Origin of the sequence: Halomonas sp. MCCC 1A13316, assembly GCF_014931605.1 — a bacterium.
Classification (GTDB): Bacteria; Pseudomonadota; Gammaproteobacteria; order Pseudomonadales; family Halomonadaceae; genus Halomonas.
Map to the genome: position 1 here is coordinate 1,212,365 of NZ_CP053382.1, position 18,105 is coordinate 1,230,469.

Annotated in this window: 18 protein-coding genes and 2 pseudogenes; 17 read left to right on the forward strand and 3 right to left on the reverse strand. The window is 63.3% G+C overall.

Annotated features, from left to right (window positions below; all coding sequences use genetic code 11):
* The first annotated feature begins 4 nt into the window (after positions 1 to 4).
* The 7 genes from HNO52_RS05710 (at position 5) to HNO52_RS05740 (ending at position 8,021) form a co-directional block, all read left to right on the forward strand.
* Positions 5 to 937, forward strand: a complete 933-nt coding sequence (locus HNO52_RS05710; RefSeq protein ID WP_197568224.1) for a prenyltransferase — start codon at positions 5 to 7, stop codon at positions 935 to 937.
* 86 nt (positions 938 to 1,023) lie between these two features.
* Positions 1,024 to 2,226: a tryptophan synthase subunit beta gene (gene trpB / locus HNO52_RS05715; RefSeq protein ID WP_197568225.1), complete on the forward strand. Its 1,203-nt coding sequence runs from the start codon at positions 1,024 to 1,026 to the stop codon at positions 2,224 to 2,226.
* 106 nt (positions 2,227 to 2,332) lie between these two features.
* On the forward strand, positions 2,333 to 2,560 hold the full coding sequence (locus tag HNO52_RS05720) for a hypothetical protein (protein WP_197568226.1): 228 nt from the start codon (positions 2,333 to 2,335) through the stop codon (positions 2,558 to 2,560).
* 10 nt (positions 2,561 to 2,570) lie between these two features.
* A complete protein-coding gene (locus HNO52_RS05725) occupies positions 2,571 to 3,239 on the forward strand; it encodes an NADH-quinone oxidoreductase subunit K (protein ID WP_197568227.1) in 669 nt (222 codons plus the stop codon).
* Positions 3,236 to 4,726 carry a complex I subunit 5 family protein gene (locus tag HNO52_RS05730; protein ID WP_232090591.1) on the forward strand — a complete coding sequence of 497 codons (1,491 nt, stop codon included), beginning with the start codon at positions 3,236 to 3,238 and terminating at the stop codon, positions 4,724 to 4,726. Before HNO52_RS05725 ends, HNO52_RS05730 begins: the two co-directional genes overlap by 4 nt.
* Positions 4,723 to 6,228, forward strand: a complete 1,506-nt coding sequence (locus HNO52_RS05735; RefSeq protein ID WP_197568228.1) for a proton-conducting transporter transmembrane domain-containing protein — start codon at positions 4,723 to 4,725, stop codon at positions 6,226 to 6,228. The genes HNO52_RS05730 and HNO52_RS05735 overlap by 4 nt, the downstream gene beginning before the upstream one ends.
* Positions 6,225 to 8,021 carry a complex I subunit 5 family protein gene (locus HNO52_RS05740; protein ID WP_197568229.1) on the forward strand — a complete coding sequence of 599 codons (1,797 nt, stop codon included), beginning with the start codon at positions 6,225 to 6,227 and terminating at the stop codon, positions 8,019 to 8,021. The genes HNO52_RS05735 and HNO52_RS05740 overlap by 4 nt, the downstream gene beginning before the upstream one ends.
* A gap of 89 nt (positions 8,022 to 8,110) precedes the next feature.
* Here the strand turns inward: HNO52_RS05740 and HNO52_RS05745 are convergent, their stop codons facing one another.
* Entirely contained in the window at positions 8,111 to 9,526 is a 1,416-nt protein-coding gene (locus HNO52_RS05745; protein ID WP_197568230.1) for a PhoH family protein, read from the reverse strand.
* Between the two features lie 440 nt (positions 9,527 to 9,966).
* Here HNO52_RS05745 and HNO52_RS05750 point away from each other — a divergent pair, with 440 nt between their 5' ends.
* A complete protein-coding gene (locus HNO52_RS05750) occupies positions 9,967 to 10,590 on the forward strand; it encodes a cell division protein ZipA C-terminal FtsZ-binding domain-containing protein (RefSeq protein WP_197568231.1) in 624 nt (207 codons plus the stop codon).
* Positions 10,591 to 10,790: 200 nt separating this feature from the next.
* Here HNO52_RS05750 and HNO52_RS05755 read toward each other — a convergent pair whose 3' ends face one another.
* Entirely contained in the window at positions 10,791 to 11,381 is a 591-nt protein-coding gene (locus tag HNO52_RS05755; protein WP_197568232.1) for a YqaA family protein, read from the reverse strand.
* Between the two features lie 269 nt (positions 11,382 to 11,650).
* On the opposite strand from HNO52_RS05755, the pseudogene HNO52_RS05760 reads away from it, so the two are divergent.
* The 7 genes and pseudogenes from HNO52_RS05760 to HNO52_RS05790 all read left to right on the forward strand — a co-directional run.
* Positions 11,651 to 12,001 (forward strand): annotated as a pseudogene (locus tag HNO52_RS05760) (GNAT family N-acetyltransferase); the annotation flags it as partial.
* Between the two features lie 17 nt (positions 12,002 to 12,018).
* Complete coding sequence (locus HNO52_RS05765) at positions 12,019 to 12,558, forward strand: GNAT family N-acetyltransferase (RefSeq protein WP_197568234.1); 540 nt, start codon at positions 12,019 to 12,021, stop codon at positions 12,556 to 12,558.
* 57 nt (positions 12,559 to 12,615) lie between these two features.
* Positions 12,616 to 13,234: pseudogene (locus tag HNO52_RS05770) on the forward strand (LysE family translocator).
* A 47-nt stretch (positions 13,235 to 13,281) separates the two neighbouring features.
* A complete protein-coding gene (locus HNO52_RS05775; RefSeq protein WP_197568235.1) occupies positions 13,282 to 13,692 on the forward strand; it encodes a VOC family protein in 411 nt (136 codons plus the stop codon).
* A 68-nt stretch (positions 13,693 to 13,760) separates the two neighbouring features.
* Positions 13,761 to 14,765: a nucleoside recognition domain-containing protein gene (locus HNO52_RS05780; protein ID WP_232090598.1), complete on the forward strand. Its 1,005-nt coding sequence runs from the start codon at positions 13,761 to 13,763 to the stop codon at positions 14,763 to 14,765.
* A 208-nt stretch (positions 14,766 to 14,973) separates the two neighbouring features.
* The gene (locus HNO52_RS05785; RefSeq protein WP_197568236.1) at positions 14,974 to 15,351 is read left to right on the forward strand and encodes a CidA/LrgA family protein; all 378 of its coding nucleotides are present in this window, start codon (positions 14,974 to 14,976) and stop codon (positions 15,349 to 15,351) included.
* A complete protein-coding gene (locus HNO52_RS05790; protein WP_197568237.1) occupies positions 15,348 to 16,058 on the forward strand; it encodes an LrgB family protein in 711 nt (236 codons plus the stop codon). Before HNO52_RS05785 ends, HNO52_RS05790 begins: the two co-directional genes overlap by 4 nt.
* Before the next feature lie 23 nt (positions 16,059 to 16,081).
* On the opposite strand, the gene HNO52_RS05795 is transcribed toward HNO52_RS05790, so the two are convergent.
* Complete coding sequence (locus HNO52_RS05795) at positions 16,082 to 16,708, reverse strand: LysE family translocator (RefSeq protein ID WP_197568238.1); 627 nt, start codon at positions 16,706 to 16,708, stop codon at positions 16,082 to 16,084.
* Positions 16,709 to 16,843: 135 nt separating this feature from the next.
* Here HNO52_RS05795 and HNO52_RS05800 point away from each other — a divergent pair, with 135 nt between their 5' ends.
* Entirely contained in the window at positions 16,844 to 17,332 is a 489-nt protein-coding gene (locus HNO52_RS05800; protein ID WP_197568239.1) for an Lrp/AsnC family transcriptional regulator, read from the forward strand.
* A 180-nt stretch (positions 17,333 to 17,512) separates the two neighbouring features.
* Positions 17,513 to 18,100, forward strand: a complete 588-nt coding sequence (locus HNO52_RS05805) for a YdeI/OmpD-associated family protein (protein WP_197568240.1) — start codon at positions 17,513 to 17,515, stop codon at positions 18,098 to 18,100.
* The last annotated feature ends 5 nt before the right edge of the window (positions 18,101 to 18,105 follow it).

Sequence of the window (18,105 nt, forward strand, 5' to 3'; positions counted from 1 at the left end):
CTCGATGAGCGGCATTACGGCGGACGCATCGCTGCTGCGTGCCTGCCTGCGCAGTAGCCGGCCGAACTTCCTGATCCTGGCGCCGCTGTGCGCGGGGCTTGCTATCACAGCAGCCATCGCCGACGGCCACTCGTTCGCCACGGTCGATGCGCTGCTGGTGCTGCTCGGCGCCCTGCTGGCCCACGCGGCGGTCAACCTGTTCAACGAGCACCACGATTTCCACTCCGGCCTGGATGCGATGACCGAGCGCACGCCGTTCTCCGGCGGCAGCGGCTCTCTGCCCGAACGGCCCGAGGCCGCTGACGCGGTGCGTGCCACGGCGTACGCCTGTCTGCTGGGCGTAATGCTGATCGGCGCCTGGTTCCTGTGGCGGACGGGGCCGACCGTACTGCTCTACGGCCTGCTGGGACTCGGCCTGGTCGTTGCCTATACCGCTTGGCTGACTCGCCGCCCCTGGCTCTGCCTGCTGGCACCCGGAGTGGGCTTCGGCCTGCTGATGGTGCTAGGGGCCCACCAGGCACTGGCCGGTACGCTCACCTCCACGGCTCTCGCGGCGGCGCTAGTACCCACGCTGATGGTCAGTGCGCTGCTGCTGATCAACCAGCTTCCCGACATCGATGCCGACCGGCGGGTGGGGCGCGACCACCTGGCGATCCGCCTGGGCCCGAAGCGTGCCGCCCGGCTGGTGGCGGTGTTGCTGGCCCTGGCCTTCGGCGTGGTGCCAGTGGCCTGGCTGGCCGGGGCTCTACCGGGCGCGGCCTGGCTGATGTGGCTGACGCTGCCGGCCGCGGCGTGGCTGGTGCATGGCCTGTGGCGCTTACCGCCCGAGGTTGGGCGCGGCGAGATGAAGCCGCTGTTGCCACTGATGGGCGTTAACGTCGTACTGCTGCTGGCGAGCCTGGCCCTGCTCAACGTCGGGCTCTTTCTTGCTGCCTGAGGTGTTCCCGCCCAAGGTCTGTCTCGACACGGCGAAGACGGCTGGGCAAGATGAGCCAACGTATTTACTGCCCTCAGGACCGACTCATGAGCACTTCACGCTTCGCCAATCTGCCCGACTCCCAGGGTTTCTTCGGCCGTTTCGGTGGCCAATACATCCCGCCCGAATTGAAGCGAGTGATGGATGAAATCGACTCCGCCTACGAAGAGATCCGTGTGCGTGACGATTTCCAGCAGGAGCTGGCCGAGCTGTTCGCCGATTACGTCGGCCGGCCCAGCCCCATCTTTCATGCCCGCCGGCTGTCCGAAAAGCTCGGTGGTGCCCAGCTCCATCTCAAGCGCGAGGACCTGAACCACACCGGCGCGCACAAGATAAATCACTGCCTGGGCGAGGCGTTGCTGGCCAAGTTCATGGGCAAGACCAAGGTCATCGCCGAGACGGGGGCCGGCCAGCACGGCGTGGCGCTGGCCACTGCCTGCGCCCTGGTGGGCATTCCCTGCGAGATTCACATGGGCCAGGTGGACATCGAGAAGGAACACCCCAACGTCACCAAGATGAAGATTCTCGGCTGCAAACTGGTAGCGGTCACGCGTGGCACCGCCACCCTCAAGGATGCCGTGGACAGCGCTTTCGAGGAGTACCTCAAGGATCCGCAGAACTATATCTACGCCATCGGCTCGGTGGTGGGGCCGCACCCGTTTCCCAAGATGGTGCGTGACTTCCAGTCGATCATTGGCCGCGAGGCTCGGGAGCAGTTCCTGGAGCGCCATGGTCGGCTGCCCGATCACGTTACCGCCTGTGTGGGGGGCGGCTCCAATGCGATCGGTATGTTCACTGCATTCCTCGACGATGAAGCCGTTCATCTGGTGGGCGTGGAGCCCGCCGGCGAAGGCCTCGATACCCAGCGCCACTCCGCTACCCTGACGCTCGGCAAACCCGGTGAGATCCACGGCATGGCTTGCTACGTGCTGGAGGATGAGCAGGGAAACCCGATGCCGGTACATTCCATCGCCTCGGGGCTCGACTACCCCGGCGTCGGCCCGCAGCACAGCTATCTCAAGGAACTGGGGCGAGTCGACTACGAGACGGCCACCGACGCCGAGTGCCTCGACGCCTTCCTGACCCTGTCACGAGTAGAAGGCATCATCCCGGCACTCGAAAGCGCCCACGCCGTGGCTTGGGCCATACGTGTCGCGCCGACTTTGCCCAAGGACCAGCACATCCTGATTAACCTGTCCGGCCGTGGCGACAAGGATGCCGACTACGTGGCAGACAAGCTCGGACTCTGACAGGCTAAGGGGAATGGGCCTGCCTATTTGGAACTCAGGGGTTGAGTCGGGCAGGAACGATCCCAAGGTAATCGAATAGTGCTTTCAGCAGCACAAGGAGACTGTGATGATGCCCGATATGTCCGAAGAGTTGCGTTTGCCCGTGGCCTGCCCGAGCTGCGGCAGCCACCTCTATCGTGTTTCGAAGGTTCATAACCCGGATGACAAGGTGTTCTGTGCCTCCTGCAAGCGCTTCCTGTGTCTCTATCACGAAGCGCAGGACATGCTGGAGAAGGGGACGGGCGACGAACTCGAAGCCATGATCGAAGAGGTCGTCAACCGCAACCATCATTAAGGCGGTCACCATGCCGCCACTCGAGGAGACATTGCTGGCCACGGCGCTATTGCTGTTGGCCGCCTTGTCATTGTTCGAACGCCACCTGGTGCGGGCCTGCTCCTGGTTCGTCGCTTTCTGCTTGGTGGTCGCGCTGGCCTGGGCTCGGCTCGGGCTGGTTTGGCTGGCCCTGCTCGAGCTGTTGCTGGGTGCCGTCCTTACCGGCGGTTTCCTGTTCTATTCGCTGGGTGTGACGCCCAGGGTCAGAAGGCCGCGGGGCTTTTTCGCCCGCTGGCACGATCCCGTGCCCTTGACCTGGCGGCTCGCCCTGGAGCGCCTGCTGCCGGCGCTGGCAGTGCTCGCCATGCTGGGTATCGCCCTGGCCGCACTTGGGGGGGATAGTACCGGCTCACTGCGCCTTGGGGGGCTGGGGCTGCTCGTGCTGGGACTATGGGCCTTTGCCTTGCATCGCCATCTGCTGCGGCGCCTGCTGGCGTTCAACGTCGTCGGCACGGGTATCTTCCTGCTGCTCATGTCCTTGGTTGGCGCTTCTGCCATGCCTGCCGCCCATGGTCTGGTCATTACCGGCCTGGTAGTGGCGCTGGTCGGGACCGCGCTCGGAGCGCTGCTGGTGAGGCGGCTCGAGGCGCTGGAATCGCGGCATGGGGCTGCGTTCCGAACGTATGGTCATCCCCGGTGATCGAGCGCCTGGGGTTGTCGCAGCTTATGGTTCCGGTCGACGGTTCGGTGGCGCTATGGGTCGTGCTCGGCCTGCCGTTGCTGCTCGGTGCCCTCGGCGGCGTGGCCCGACCGGCGCGTGGCTGGCCCGTGGCAGCGGCTGGCCTGCTGCCGCTGTTGGCGCTGGCCTGGCTGTTCAGTGAAATGAGCGGTGCGGCAGGCCTAAGCTGGGAGATCGAGCTTGGCTCCCTGGTGCTGTACTGGCGCCTCAATGGGCTGGCTCTCCTCTTGCTGCTGCTGACCTATCTGATCGTTTACGCCAGTGCGCTCTATACCCCTGCCTATCTGCACGAGGACCCGCAGCGCAAGCCCAGGAGCCAGGCCTGGTTCTGGCCGCTGCTGGGGCTGCTGACATCGAGCCTGTCGCTGATCTGGCTGGCAGTCGATTTGCTTTCGCTCTACCTCGGCCTCGAGCTGATGGGCTTGTCGGCCGTCGGTCTGATGCTGTTGACGGGAAAGATCCATGCCATGGTCGCCGGGCTGCGCTATCTGTTGCTGGCGCTGGTGGGCTCGCTGGCCTTCCTGCTGGGTGTCTCGCTGCTGCTGGGTGCCTGGGGCAGGCTGGACCTGGCGGGCTTGAGCCAGGCGGCGGAACCCGGTGCGCTGCTATGGGTGGCCATGGCGCTGCTCAGCGCAGGGTTGCTGCTCAAGGCCGCCGCTTTTCCCCTGCATGCCTGGCTGGCTCCCGTGCATGGCTCGGCCTGGATACCGGTCAGTGCGCTGCATGCCAGCTTGGTGATCAAGGCCTCGTTCTTCATTGCCCTGCAGCTGTGGCTGCTATTGGTACCCGAGGCGGTGGTGGCGGCATGGGCGATAGGTGGCATGGCTGCCGGTGCGGTGATCTGGGGCGGCGTCAAGGCCTGGCGCGCAGCGAAGCTCAAGGATGTACTGGCCTGGTCTACCGTCTCGCAGCTGGGCTATTTGCTGTTGGCCTTTCCGCTGCTGATCGGTACGGATTCCGACGTCGCCGCGCTGGCCTGGGAGGGCACCTGGCTGCAGCTGGCTGCCCATGGCCTGGCCAAGGCCGCCATGTTCCTGGCCACCGGCAACCTGATCCTGGCCACCGGCGAGACCCGGGCCGAGGGGCTGGCCGGAGCCAGTCGACGCTTTCCGCTCTCGCTGCTGAGTTTCGGCATGGCGGGGATCAGCCTGGTAGGACTGCCCCCAAGCATGGGATTCACCGCCAAGTGGCTATTGCTGAACGCCGCCCTGACCGGCGGCCACTGGCCTTGGATAGCGGTGCTCGGCATCGGTACGCTGCTGAGCGCCGCCTACGTCTTCCGCATTTTCCATTTTTCCTTTGTCGAGGACGCACCTGAGCACGAGTTTCACCCGGTACCCTGGGGCATGGATGCCATTGCCCTGCTGCTGGCACTGTCGGCGCTGCTGCTGGGGCTGGCGGCCGAGTGGCCCCTGGCGCTGTTGCGCAGTGCGGAGGGAGGGTCATGAGCCAGGCCTGGCTGCCGGTATTCGCCCTGTCAACCTCGCTGCTGGTGGCGCCGCTGATCTTCGCGCTGCCGGAGCGCGCCTGGCGGGCACGGGCCGTGGTCAACCTGTCAGCCGCCGTGCTCAAGCTGGGTCTGGTCGCGCTGCTGGTGTGGGGATTCTATCAGGGATACGACTACACCTTCGATTTCACCGTTGTGCAGGACGTTTCCTTCCTGCTTCAGGTCGATGCCCTGGGGCTGATGTTTGCCGGCCTCTCTTCGCTGCTGTGGCTGGCCACCACGGTCTATGCCATCGGCTATCTCGAAGACTCGCCCAACCGCAAGCGCTTCTTCGGCTTCTTCAGCCTGTGTATCGCCAGTACCGTGGGTATCGCCCTGGCCGGCAACCTGTTCACCTTCCTGCTGTTCTACGAGATGTTGACGCTATCCACCTACCCCTTGGTGGTGCATCGCGGGCACGATAAGGCACTCGAGGCGGGGACTGTCTACCTGCGCTATTCCTTGACCGGCGGCCTGGTGCTGCTGCTCGGCGTAGTGGCGCTACACGTCCTGGTGGGCGATGTCAGCTTCGGCCAGCGCGAGAGGCTGGCCGACCTGGGGCCCGAGGCCCACCCGATGCTGACCGTGTTATTCGTGGTGTTATTGCTTGGGCTTGGCGTCAAGGCCGCGCTGGTACCGCTGCATGGCTGGCTGCCAAGGGCCATGGTGGCGCCGGCTCCGGTCAGCGCGCTGCTGCATGCGGTAGCGGTGGTCAAGGCGGGGGCGTTCGGCATCGTGCGCCTGGTCTATGACGTCTACGGTATCTCCCTGGTACATGAACTCGGCCTGCTGACGCTGCTCAGCGTCATCGCTACCGTCACCATCCTGTACGGCTCGCTGAAGGCACTGTCGCAGCAGGAGCTCAAGCCGAGGCTGGCCTATTCAACCGTCAGCCAGGTCTCCTACATCGTACTCGGCATCAGCCTGTTCGGGCCTTTCGGCACCATCGCGGGGCTCGTCCACCTGATGCACCAGGGGCTGATGAAGGTCACCCTTTTCTACTGTGCCGGCAACTACGCCGAGGAGCTCGGCATCCACCGCATCGACGATCTCGACGGCGCCGGGCGGAGAATGCCTATGACCAGCCTGGCATTCTCCGTGGGGGCGCTGGGCATGATCGGCCTGCCGCCGGTGGCCGGGTTCATCACCAAGTGGTACCTGGGCATGGGCGCGGTGCAGGCCGGCATGTCGTGGGTGATCGCCGTACTGATGGCCAGCAGCCTGCTCAATGCCGCCTATTTCCTGCCGATCCTGCATCGGTTGTGGTTCCGCCACGGCCCGGCACATGGCCGCGGCAAGTGGCCGGAGGAGCGCAACCTGGGGCGCTTCGAGACCAGTGCCTGGCTATTGTTGCCCACCGCCGCCACGGCGCTGTTCAGTATTCTGGTGGGAATATTGGCGGGAATGACCTTCAGTCCGCTGGACCTGGCGACCTTCGTGGTGGCAGAGGAGTATCTGCCGTGAACCTGCTGCTTCCCATTGCCGTGCTCTGGCCGCTGCTCGTACTACTGCGTAGTGGGCTGATGCAGGCCATGGAGCAGGGTGGCAGACGCCGCCACGAACCGCGCCGGGAACTGCTCGATGGCTGGTGGGCCTCGGCACCGCTGCCGGCACTGGCCCTGGCACTGTGGCCCGGCGAGCTGTCGTTTGCGATGGATAGCTGGCTGCTGGGTGGCTTGTGGCAGCACGATGCAGCGCGCCGGCCCTGGCTGATGTTCGGCACGCTGTTGTGGTTCCTGGCCGGCTGTTATGCGCGCGGCTACCTGGCAGACGAACAGCACAGCGCCGTCGCCGGCGACGGAAGCGCCACTCGCCGGCTGTTGGGCTTCTCGCTGTTCTGGCCGCTGACGCTGGCCGGCAACCTGCTGCTGATTCTGGCCGAGGACATTCCCAGTTTCTATCTGGGGTTCATTACCATGACCCTGGCCGCCTACGTGCTGGTGGTACACACCGGCGATCGCGACGCCAGGCGCGGCGGTCTGGCCTACATCGTCATGGCGCTCTGCGGCGAGGCATTGATCCTGGGAGGCCTGTTGTGGGCGGCGGGCAGCGCTGAGGCACTGACCCTGAGCGAGCTGCGTGTCGCCATCGCCGAGGCGGAACAGGGGCTATGGATGGCGGCCTTGCTGTGGCTGGGTTTCGGCGTCAAGGCGGGGGTGATCGGGCTGCACGTCTGGCTGCCGCTGGCGCATCCGGTGGCGCCCACGCCGGCCAGCGCCGTGCTTAGTGGTGTCATGGTCAAGGCCGGTGTGCTGGGCTGGCTGTACACCTTGCCGCTGGGTGATGCCGAGGCGGGGCTGGCCCGGCTTGGCGAAGCCATCATCGCGGTAGGGCTGGCGGGGGCTTTTCTGGCCGCCTTGCTGGGCGTGGCCCAGCGCCACCCCAAGGCAGTGCTGGCCTACTCGAGTGTCAGCCAACTGGGCATGCTCGCCAGCCTGGTGGGGGTGGGGCTGGCGACACCTGCGCTGTGGCCGTCGCTGCTGGCACCGGTGACGCTTTTCGCCGCTCATCATGGCATGACCAAGGGCACCCTGTTCCTCGGGGTGGGTATCAGTGAGCATCCGCCGCGCCTGCCGGCCTGGCTGATCGTGACGCTGCTGGCGCTGCCGGCGCTCTCGCTGGGTGGCGCCTTGACCTCGGGGCTGATCGCCAAGGGATTCATCAAGGAAGTGCTCAAGGAAGGAGGGTACTCGACGCTGGTGAGCTGGCTCAGCGTGGCGGCGGTGGGCAGCACCCTGCTGGTGGCCCGCGCATTATGGCGACAGTGGCGGCGGCGGGGGGAACCGACCACTTCCCTGCATTCGCCCATGTTCCTGGCCTGGCTGTTCGCCGTGCTGGCGGCGGCTGGGGTGCCGCTGTGGCTACCTATCGGCGAGTCTGGCGTGCCGTGGCCACCGCTCAAGGAGCTTCCCGGGTTGCTGTGGCCGGCGGGGCTGGGGGTGATCCTGGCCGGCCTGGTGATGCTGGCGGCGAAGGCGGGAAGAGGTGAGTGGGAAAGATTCTCGCCCTTGCCGGCAGGTGACCTGTGGTGGGTCTATGCCGCACTGGCACGGCACCTGGTAGCGCTGCTTGGCATGCTGGGCGGCAGGCTCCGAACCGGGAATCAATGGCTGCGAGCGGGTCTGGTGGCGCGGGAACGTCGCATAACCGCCTGGCTTGACGATCTGAGCCACTACGAGCGAGTCTTCACCCATCTGGCCATGCCGCTGATGATCGGTGTGGCGCTGATGCTGCTGCTGGGATTCTGGCTAGGCTAGCCTTGGCTTCGTTTGAAAGTCGTCGAGTGGTGGCCGGGCAAGGCGAGCGCAAGCCCAGGCCTGGGCATCGCCCAGGCCTGGGGGTTAGCTCACAGCAGTTCTTCTCCGGCCAGCGCCAGACGCGAGCGCTCCACACTGCGTAGCGTCACGTGGCCGGCATGCGCCCAGTTACTGAAACGCTGCACTACCGCCGCCATGCCGCAAGTGTTGGCGGTGAGGTAGGGTGTGTCGATCTGACCGACGTTGCCCAGGCAGACGATCTTGGTGTTGCGCCCGGCTCGGGTGAGCAGGGTCTTGAGCTGCTTGGGTGTGAAGTTCTGCGCCTCGTCGATGATCAGGAAGGTGTCATTGAGGGTACGCCCGCGCATGAAGCCGGGGGCGCGGATCTGCACCCGGGAGCCGATCAGGCTGCGCGTGGCGTCCTGGCTCCAGCTGGTGCTGCCGTCGTGCTCGTCGCGCAGCAGGTTGTCCATGTTGTCGTGGAAGGCACCCATCCACGGTGACATCTTCTCCTCTTCGGTGCCGGGCAGGAAGCCGATGTCCTCGCTCATCGAGATCGGTGCCCGGGTGAACACGATGCGCTCGAAGCGCTTGGCATCGAGGGTTTGCTGAAAGGCCGCCGCCAGCGTCATGAAGGTCTTGCCGGTGCCGGCACTGCCGGCGATGGTGACCAGATCGATGTCGTCATCCATCAGCAGGTTGAGGGCGAAGTTCTGGCGGCTGTCGTGAGCGTGAACTCCCCAGACGCCATCCCTGTGGCGATAGTTGGTCAGCAGTTGCAGCCGCGCCTGCTTGGGGCCCAGTTCACGGACGATGGCCTCGAAGCTGGCACCGTTCTCGCTGTCGGACACCAGCATGCCCAGGTGCCAGTCATTCGGAACCTGACCTTCCAGCCGATAGAAGGTGTGGTGGTCGACTCGCTCCACCTCGACGTCGACCTCCATCTGGCCCCATGGCCCACTGCTGCTGCCTTCCTCATCAGGATAGATGCGCACCCCTTCGAGCATCACATCGCTGTCGCTGAAGGCGCGGTCGGTCAGATAATCCTCCACCGGCACGTGCAGGGCGGCGGCCTTGACCCGCAGGTTGATGTCCTTGGTCACGAGAACGACCGAAGCATCCGGACGCTCGTCACGCAGCCGGCAGGTTTCCGCCAGCAGCACGTTGTCGGGGCTCTCCTCGAGATGTTCTAGCGGTTTCAGCTCCGGATAGCAGAGAAACACGAGTTTGCCGAGCGTGGTGCCCCCGGCGCGGGGAATCGGGATGCCTTGCTGAATTTCGTCGAAGGTGACCTGGTTGGTCAGGTCGGAGAGGGTACGGCTGACCTGGCGGGCGGTGCGGGCGATCTCGCGCAGGCCGTTCTTTAGTTTATCGAGTTCCTCGAGCACGGTCATCGGGATGACCACTTCGTGCTCCTCGAACTGATACAGGGCAGCGGGGTCATGCAGCAGGACGTTGGTATCCAGCACATACAACCGCTTGGCTTTCTTGTCGAGTCGTACCATCGGGGCAGCGCTCCTGAGTTGACGGCACCAACAACACTGGCCTTCACATCAATCCATGGCATGACAGTCCGGCTCTCTGGCGGCCAGTGTCACTTCGAATGGCAGGCTCCTCTATGGCTAGGGTTTTCTTAGCATGGCGTTTCACTGCTTCAGTTGCCATCGAAATGCTTCAACGCAAAACAGCTGGCTTGCCTGATAAAGTAGCGAGCTCCACCCAGATGCTGCGATGCCAGGCATGCCGCGCGGTAGGCAAGTGAAGAGGGGCGGTCAGCGTTGAGAGGGCGTTAGGCATGCCGCGGCCCAGCGGCGTAATCTTTACGAAAAATAACGCTGGCCGCACGGCTTGACCCGTAGGGACGTTGTGGAAGCAGCACGGGTGAATACCTCGTGGCCACTAAAAGGTTGAGGTGCGCAGGATGGATCCGGTCTTAGGAGTACTGATGGTAGCGGGGGTAGCGCTGCTGCTGGCGCTGGTGTGCCTGGTAGCGTTCCTGAAGAGCCGACGTGCTCGAGAAGAGCCCGGGCTGGCGCAAGCGGCGCAGCCCCGTGTCGCCGCGGCATCAAGTGCACCGCCAACGGAGACAGCCACTTCAGTGAAGCCGGATGAACCCGAGCCTGAACCGAAACCCGAGCCGATGCATCGTTTCCAGGTTGCCTCGGGCAAGGAGATCAAGCAGTGCCTGTTCGTGATCCTCGACTGGCCGGGGCTGGACACCAACCGTCGCCTTGCCCGCTTGCTCAAGGAGTACAACGCCCAGTATGACGCCAAGCTGGGTGTCTACAAGATTCGCGACCCCCTCGCCGGCTACAAGCTCACCATTGCCAACTCCTCTCCACCCGGCACCCTGCCGCCCATCCACGAGGGCGACGACCAGCCCACCGTACCTGGCGTCTCGATCCTGATCCATTTCGTCAGCAAGCGCAGCGTGGCGCGCAACCCCGAGACACTGATCGATATCACTCAGTCGATCGCCGCCATCGGCGGCCATATTCTTGATGCCGAGCGCAATGCCGTCAGTAACGAGGAGTTCGAGCAGCTCAGGCAGCAAGCAGTGAAGCCGTGATCCAAGAGCTTATAAGCGCTTGGATTGCTTTCTTTTTTATATTCTTTATTTAAATATTGTTTATTTAAATAAAGGTAAAGTGTGCTTTTTATATATTGAATAAATTCCTTCTGGGCCCCAGCTTTTATTACTTCGCCAGAGGCCTTAATCTGGGTCAACTTTCGCTTCGAGTTATATTAAGCACCCCAGAATACTGGGGTTCATGTGGTCACCTCATACCACACCCAGGTGCCGCACAGCGCCAGTAGCACCAGGCCGACCTTCCTGGCATGTCGTTCCCATAGCTTGAGCGCCGCATCGCCGGCCAGCGCGACGAGCAGGGCGAGGCCGAAGTAGCGCACGCCACGGCCCAGCATCGCTGCCAGTAGAAACAGCGGGTAAGGGTAGCCGCTCGCTCCGGCGGCCAGCATGGCGATCTGGAAGGGCACCGGCACTATGCCAATGGTGACAATGGCCATGAACCCCTCTTCCTGGAGACGGGAACGATAGCCTTCGAAGACCTCCTGGCTGCCGAAGATACCGATCAGCTGATTCCCCCACTGCTCCATGGCGAAAACGCCCAACAAGTAGCCCAGCGATGCCGCCAACAGGTTGCCCGCCAGTGCCACGCCGGCAATTATCCACTTGCGTTCGGGATGGCACAGCATCCAGGGGATGAGGATGACCTCGATGGGGATCGGCACAAGCAGGGTTTCCAGCATCGAGGCGCCGAACAGCAACCACAGTGCGTGAGGTGAGCGATTCAGTCGCTCGAACCAGTCCCTGGCGGAAGTTGGATGGAGTCGTGCCATGGCCAGTTCGCATCCTTGCGAGTGGAAAACCTTGAGCATAGACCATCGAATAGCGCATAACGGAACGGCTTGCACAGAAATTCCGAGCAGAAACCTGCCGGTAGCATGCGGCCGCGCTGGCACGAACAAGATGAAAGATGGACACAATAATGAGTTTCGTCATCGAGACACTTACCCCCCGCGACAGCATGAGCTGCTGACCGTGTTCGGTGAGGCGTTCAACGAATTGATACCTATGGCGTCGCTCGCCCGGTCGGGGCTAAATGGATCGCCTGCTGGCAAGCGATACCTTCATTGCCCTGGTGGCCTGCAAGGGAGGCGAGATAGTGGGAGGCCTTGCCGCCTATGAGCTGCACAAGTTCGAGCAGGAGCGCAGCGAGATCTATATTTGTGATTTGGCGGTGGCCGCAACGCACCGGCGCGAAGGTATTGCCACGGCGTTGATCGAAAGACTCAAGGCGATGGCAGCGCAGCGGGGTGCCTATGTCGTCTACGTCCAGGCGGGCCTGGGTGATCCCCCCGCCATCGAACTCTATTCGAAACTCGGCATACGAGAGGACGTGCTGCACTTCGATATACTGGTGCCGCCGAGCTCAGAAGCGCCCAGCGCCCAAGCATGATCTGTCAGGGAGGAACCATGTTCGATTTGGAGACGCCGCGCCTCCGGCTGCGCCCACTGGCCACTACTGATTTGCCGGCGCTGGCCCAGATGCTCGCCGACCCGGAGGTCATGCGCCACTCGTTGCGCGGCGTCTGCGATGACATGGCGACACGCGTTTTTCTAGACTGGTGCTTCGACTGCTACATCAAGCACCGTACGGGGCCGCTGGCACTGGTGGACAGGCAGGATGGCAACTTCGTCGGCTTCTGTGGCGTATCGCCTGAAAAGATTCAAGGCACTTTGGAATTGAACCTGGGCTACCGGCTCGCCAAACGTTACTGGGGCCAGGGACTGGCGACCGAAGCCGCTCTTGCTGCGCTGGAGCATGCTTTCAGCGACCGGCGGTTCGATTCGATCGTGGCGATCGTCGAGTCGGCGCACGCGGCATCGCTGCGGGTGGTGGAGAAGGTCGGGTTCGGCTGCTTCGAGGCGCTGGAGTTCCACAAGCGGCCGGTGCGCCTGTACCGCATGCAGCGAGCACAATGGCAGAAGCGGCCGGTCGCCGAGCCGAGCTGAGCGGCTCGGCTACGCCAGCGGATACAAGCAGGACCACCCAAGGCAAGAGAAGTAAAAATAGATCTGACGACGCTATTGCTGTTCATAACCGGCCTGCTTTGCGCTCAACCTGGCGCCGGGTCCCAACAACCTGCTCTCCATGAGCAATGCCAAGCGCTACGGCGTCAGCGTCGCCTGCCTGGCGGGAATTGGCCGGCTGGTCGCGTTCGTGGCAATGATTGCGCTGGCAGCCTCCGGGCTTGCCACGCTGCTGTATGCCTCGGAAAAGCTGTTCCTTGTTATCAAGCTGCTAGGGGCCGCTTACCTGTTCTGGCTGGCCTACCAGCTGTGGTTCGCTGCGCCTGGCGAGGAGCACGATCTGGAAGAGCGGAAGCGCAGCCTGCTGGGCTTGGCGCGCCAAGAGTTTCTGCTGGCGGCGGGCAACCCCAAGGCGATCCTGATCTTCACCGCCTTACTGCCGCAGTTCGTCGACCCAGCAGGCCCCGTTACGCTGCAGTTCACCGTTCTTGGCGCACTCTTCCTGCTGCTCGAATGGGTGGCCATCGCCGGCTACGCTTATGTCGGCGCTTTCCTGCGCCATTGGTTCTCGCGCCCCGCCATGCGGCGGCTGTTCAATCGTAGTTATGCGGCGCTGCTTGGAAGTGCCGGGGTGGGCTTGCTGGTGGCCCGACGTTAATGGCGACTTGCCGCGTGCCACTGGCAAACCAATAGAGGAGTCGCAACATGAAGCCCAGGATCAGCATGATCACGCTCGGCGTGCGGGACCTGGAAGCGTCGATTCGGTTCTATGAGCAGGGGCTGGGTCTGCCCAGGATGGAGTCGCCGCCCGAAGTGGCTTTCTTCACCCTCAACGGCACCTGGTTGGGAATTTACGGCCGTGAGTCATTGGCCGAGGATGCAGGCATCCCTGCCGAAGGCAGCGGCTTTGCCGGCATTGCCCTGGCCCACAACCTGGGCTCCGAGGCGGAGGTCGACGAACTCCTGGAGCAGGCGGTCAGTGCCGGCGGCAAGCTGGTCAAGCCCGGCCAGAAGGTATTCTGGGGTGGCTACTCTGGGTATTTCTCCGACCCGGACGGCTACCTCTGGGAAGTGGCACACAATCCCTTCGTCTGGATCGGGCCTGGAGACGAATAGAAAAACGCCATCCTTGTGCGGTATGTGAGTAAAGTAAGCGGCTGGCTCCCTGACGGAACGACGCCCACATGACACAACGACTTGCTGCCCACCTGCTCGGCACGATGGGCAAGCTGTTGCGCGAGGCCTGGACGGTCTACTGGACCCTGCTCAAGGTGATGGTGCCGGCACTGCTGATCGTCAAGGCGCTCGAGATGCTGGGCATGACCGAGCTGCTCGGCCACTGGCTTTCGCCATTGATGGTACCGCTGGGGCTGCCCGAGCCATTGAGCCTGGTATGGGCCGCAACGCTGCTGACCAACATCTACACCGGGCTGGTCATCTTCTTCGAAGTCACACGGGATACGCCGCTGACCGTGGCGCAGGTGACGGTGCTGGGTGCGCTGATGGCGGTGGGGCACTCACTGCCGATAGAAGGGGCGGTGGCGCGCATGGCCGGCGTGCCCTGGTGGCTGACGCTGCTGCTGCGAGTCGGCGGTGCCTGGCTGCTGGGTTGGCTGCTGCACCTTAGCTATTCGTGGGGAGGCTGGCTTCAGCACGCCAATCATGTGGTGTGGCAGCCTTCCGCCCAGGAAGCGACGCTGACGGCCTGGCTGCAGGGTCAGGCCACGACGCTGGCAACCATCTTCGTGGTGATCTTCGCCCTGATGAGCTTGCTCAGGCTGCTGCACTGGCTGGGCGTCGAACGGCTGATCCACAAGCTGCTCTATCCGCTGCTGCAGCTGTTGGGCATCGGCCCGGCGGCGGCCAACATCACCGTCATCGGTATCACCCTGGGGCTCACCTTCGGTGCCGGCCTGCTGCTGCGCGAGGCGCATTCGGGCCGCCTGACCCCGCGGGACATCGTGCTCACGCTCTGCTTCCTCGGCCTCTGTCACAGCCTGATCGAGGATACACTGCTGATCATGCTGATGGGAGCGGACCTCTCCGGCCTGCTATGGGCACGGCTCGGCTTCGCGCTAGTGGTCATCGCCCTGCTGGCCAGGCTGCCCTGGCTGAAGCGGGCCGAGATGCCGCCGTGGATGTTCTCCTCACGGGCAGTGGCGGGAAGAGAATCGCACAGCGAAGGGTAGGGCGGCGTCTCGCAGCCCATGGGCCAGTCGCTACCAGGTAGGTAAACGCTTACTGGGGCGGGGCACTCAAGGAACGTGAGCGGGGCACAATTCAGGGGCATCCCCGCACAAACGGTAGCGTGATAATCTTTATTGCAACGCCCCCGTCCTGGCTGCCTGCTCGTTGGCAGCCACAAGCGGACACCTTCCTGAGCTGACTGGAGATGGCATGAAGCTGTTGCGTGGGTTCCTGTGGCTGCTCGGTTTCCAACTGCTCGGCCACGCTGTCGTCGAGCTGCTGACGCTTCCCGTCTCTCACGCCATGGCGGGGCTGCTGTTGCTGCTGGCCTGGCTGCTGGCGAAGCGGCGTCTTAACGAGAGCGTGGCCACCGCGAGCCAGGCGCTGATTCCGCTGCTCGCCATGCTGATCATGCCCGGCGTGGTGGGCGTGTTCTTCGTGATCGACGAGTTCGCCGGCCACTGGACGGCGATCATGGTCGCCCTGGGTGTGGGAACCTTCCTCAGCGTGCTGACCACGCTTTGGCTGATGCGGCGCTTCATGCCCCGGGAAGGTGCAAACGCCGACGAAGGGGGGCGCCAGTCATGAGCGAGCTGCACGCCTCCCTGTTGGACACGCCGATACTCGCCATCTCGCTGACTCTGGCCGCCTATCTTGGCGGCATTTATCTGTTCGAACGGATGGGCCGGCCGAGCTGGTGCCCGGCGGTGCTGCTAGGCGCCGTGCTCACGGCGGCAAGCCTGTGGCTGCTGCGCTATGAGTACGTCGACTATCAGCGCAACGTCAGCTGGATAACGCTGCTGCTTGGCCCCGCCACGGTAGCCCTGGCGGTACCGCTTTACCAGCAGCGGCAGCACATCTTCGCGCTATGGAAGCCGATCCTCTGCTGCGTGCCGCTCGCCGCCGTGCTGGCCGCGCTCTATGCCGTGCTGATCGCCTGGCTGTTGGGAGCGCCTCCGGAAGTGCTGGCCTCGCTGGCGCCGAAATCGGTCACCGCGCCCTTGGCCATGGGCATTCGGGAACAGATCGGCGGCTCGCTCTCGCTGATGCTGGGCGGGCTGCTGATCACCGGCGTGTTGACCACCATCTTCGTCTCGCTGCTGGCCCGCCTGCTCAAGATCAGCGACAAGCGTATTCTCGGTTTCGCCCTCGGCGTGAACGGCCACGCCATCGGCATCGTGCGCGCCTTCGAACTCGGCCCCACCGCCGGCGCCTTCGCCTCGCTCGGCATGAGCCTGACGGGCGTGTTCACCGCGCTGATCCTGCCGCTGGTGTGGCGTCTCTTCGGCTTGTGACGTCCTTGCCGCGCCAACCGTCCTCAACTACTCAACGCCAGCTTCGTGCCAAACCCCATCAACAGGGTGGCGAACAACCACCGCTGGAAGCGTTGCGCAAGCGGGTAGCGTGTCATCCAGCGGCCCAGGGCCATGCCAACCGCCGTGTAGAACAGGTCGAACATCAGCCCGACACCCACCAGCACAACGCCGAGCAGTGCGAATTGCAGTGCGACCGTACCCGAATCTGCGTGCATGAATTGCGGCAGAAGGACCGAGCAGAACAGCAGGGCCTTGGGGTTGGCAATGTTGGTCAGCAAGCCGCGCTGGAATGCCATGCGATAAGAGCGGGGCAGGCCTGCTTGCGGTGTGTCGCTTGGAGTATCCGCCCACATGTCGGTTCGCGCGAGCCTGATGCCCAACCAGACCAGATAGGCGGCACCAAGGCCCCGCATGATGTCGAACAGCAGCGGCGCAGCTTTCAGCAAGGCTGCCAAGCCAAGAGCGGCCAGGGCCACATGGGCACCGCGAGCCAATCCCAGCCCGCATGCGGTAGCCAACGCAATCCCTCGACCCTGGCGACTAGCCGTCTGCAGGATCAGCACCATATCCGGCCCGGGCACCAGATAGGCAATGGCCAGCGCGGCCACGAACAGGCCCAAGTGTTCCATGCCACGACCTCCCCTGATCGGCTCCGGATGGCTTCAGCATAAGGAATGTCGTGTCGAGACGTGTTGCGTAGTTGAACTGCAAAAAGGCTATTATTGAAACATTAGTAACGATAATGACCGATGGGCTTATCAATCATGCCAAGAATGAAACTCGACAATCTTGACCGCCGCATTCTCTCCGCCCTGCAGCGAGACGCCCGGCTCACCAACGTGCAACTGGCCGAAGAGGTGGGGCTCTCGCCATCGCCATGTCTACGCCGAGTGAGGCTGCTCGAGGAGAAAGGCGTCATCAAGGGCTATCATGCTTCGCTGGATCGCGGTGAAGTGGGGTTGGGCCTCACGGTCTTCGTCGGTATCAAGGTCAAGCAGCACCATGACGAAATGGCTCGTGCGTTTCGGGAGGAAGTGGTCAAGCTGCCGGAAGTCGTTTCCTGTCATCTGGTCTCGGGAGAGGCGGATTTCCTGCTGCAGGTGGTGGTGCCGGATCTGGCCGCCTATGAAGCACTGCTTCAGGATAAGTTGCTCAAACTACCCGGAGTCAGTGACATTCGCAGCAACTTTGCGATCTCCACCGTGAAGGCTCCTTCCGCACTGCCGCTGGGACACCTGCCGCAACCAGGTTGAAGCGGCTCGAAAAAGGAGATGTGATGTCCCGAGGATGTGTTTGCCGGCGGTAATCCATGCCGGGTAATCCGCTCTCTCGTGAGTGGCGAATCGCAGTAAGGGGAGTTTGACTGGGATACGGTGTAAGTAAGCGCTGACCGGGGCGAGGCGCTCGTTTAATTGATAAAGAGAAGAGAGGCAATGAAGACAACAAATCCAAAAGTCGAAGCGCTCTTGAGCAAGACCGAATGGCAGGAAGAGAGAAAGAAATTGCGAGCCATGCTGCTTGAATGCGGATTGAGCGAAGACGTCAAGTGGGGAAAGCTTTGCTACTCGTATCAGGCCGGCAACGTGGCATTGATCTTCGGTCTTAAGTCTTATTGTGCCCTCGGCTTCTTCAAGGGCAGTCTGTTGAACGACCCGGAACGATTACTCGTCGCGCCGGGCGAGCACTCCCAGGCCATGCGACAGATCCGCTTCACCCAGTTGCGTGAGATCCATGAGCAGGCAGCTACGATTAAAGCCTACCTCCAGGAAGCTATCGAGCTGGAGGAGGCCGGCGCCAAGGTGGATTTCAGCGAGAAGCATGAGCTGTCATATCCGGTAGAGCTTCAGTCGGCCTTGGAAAGACACCCTGAACTGAAGGTCGCCTTCGAAGCACTCACGCCGGGACGGAAAAGAGGCTACATTCTGCACTTCAGCAGCGCCAAGCAGTCCAGCACCCGCTCATCGCGAATCGAAAAGTGCCTACCCGGTATCCTCGCGGGCAAGGGACTGAACGGTCGCTGAGTCCG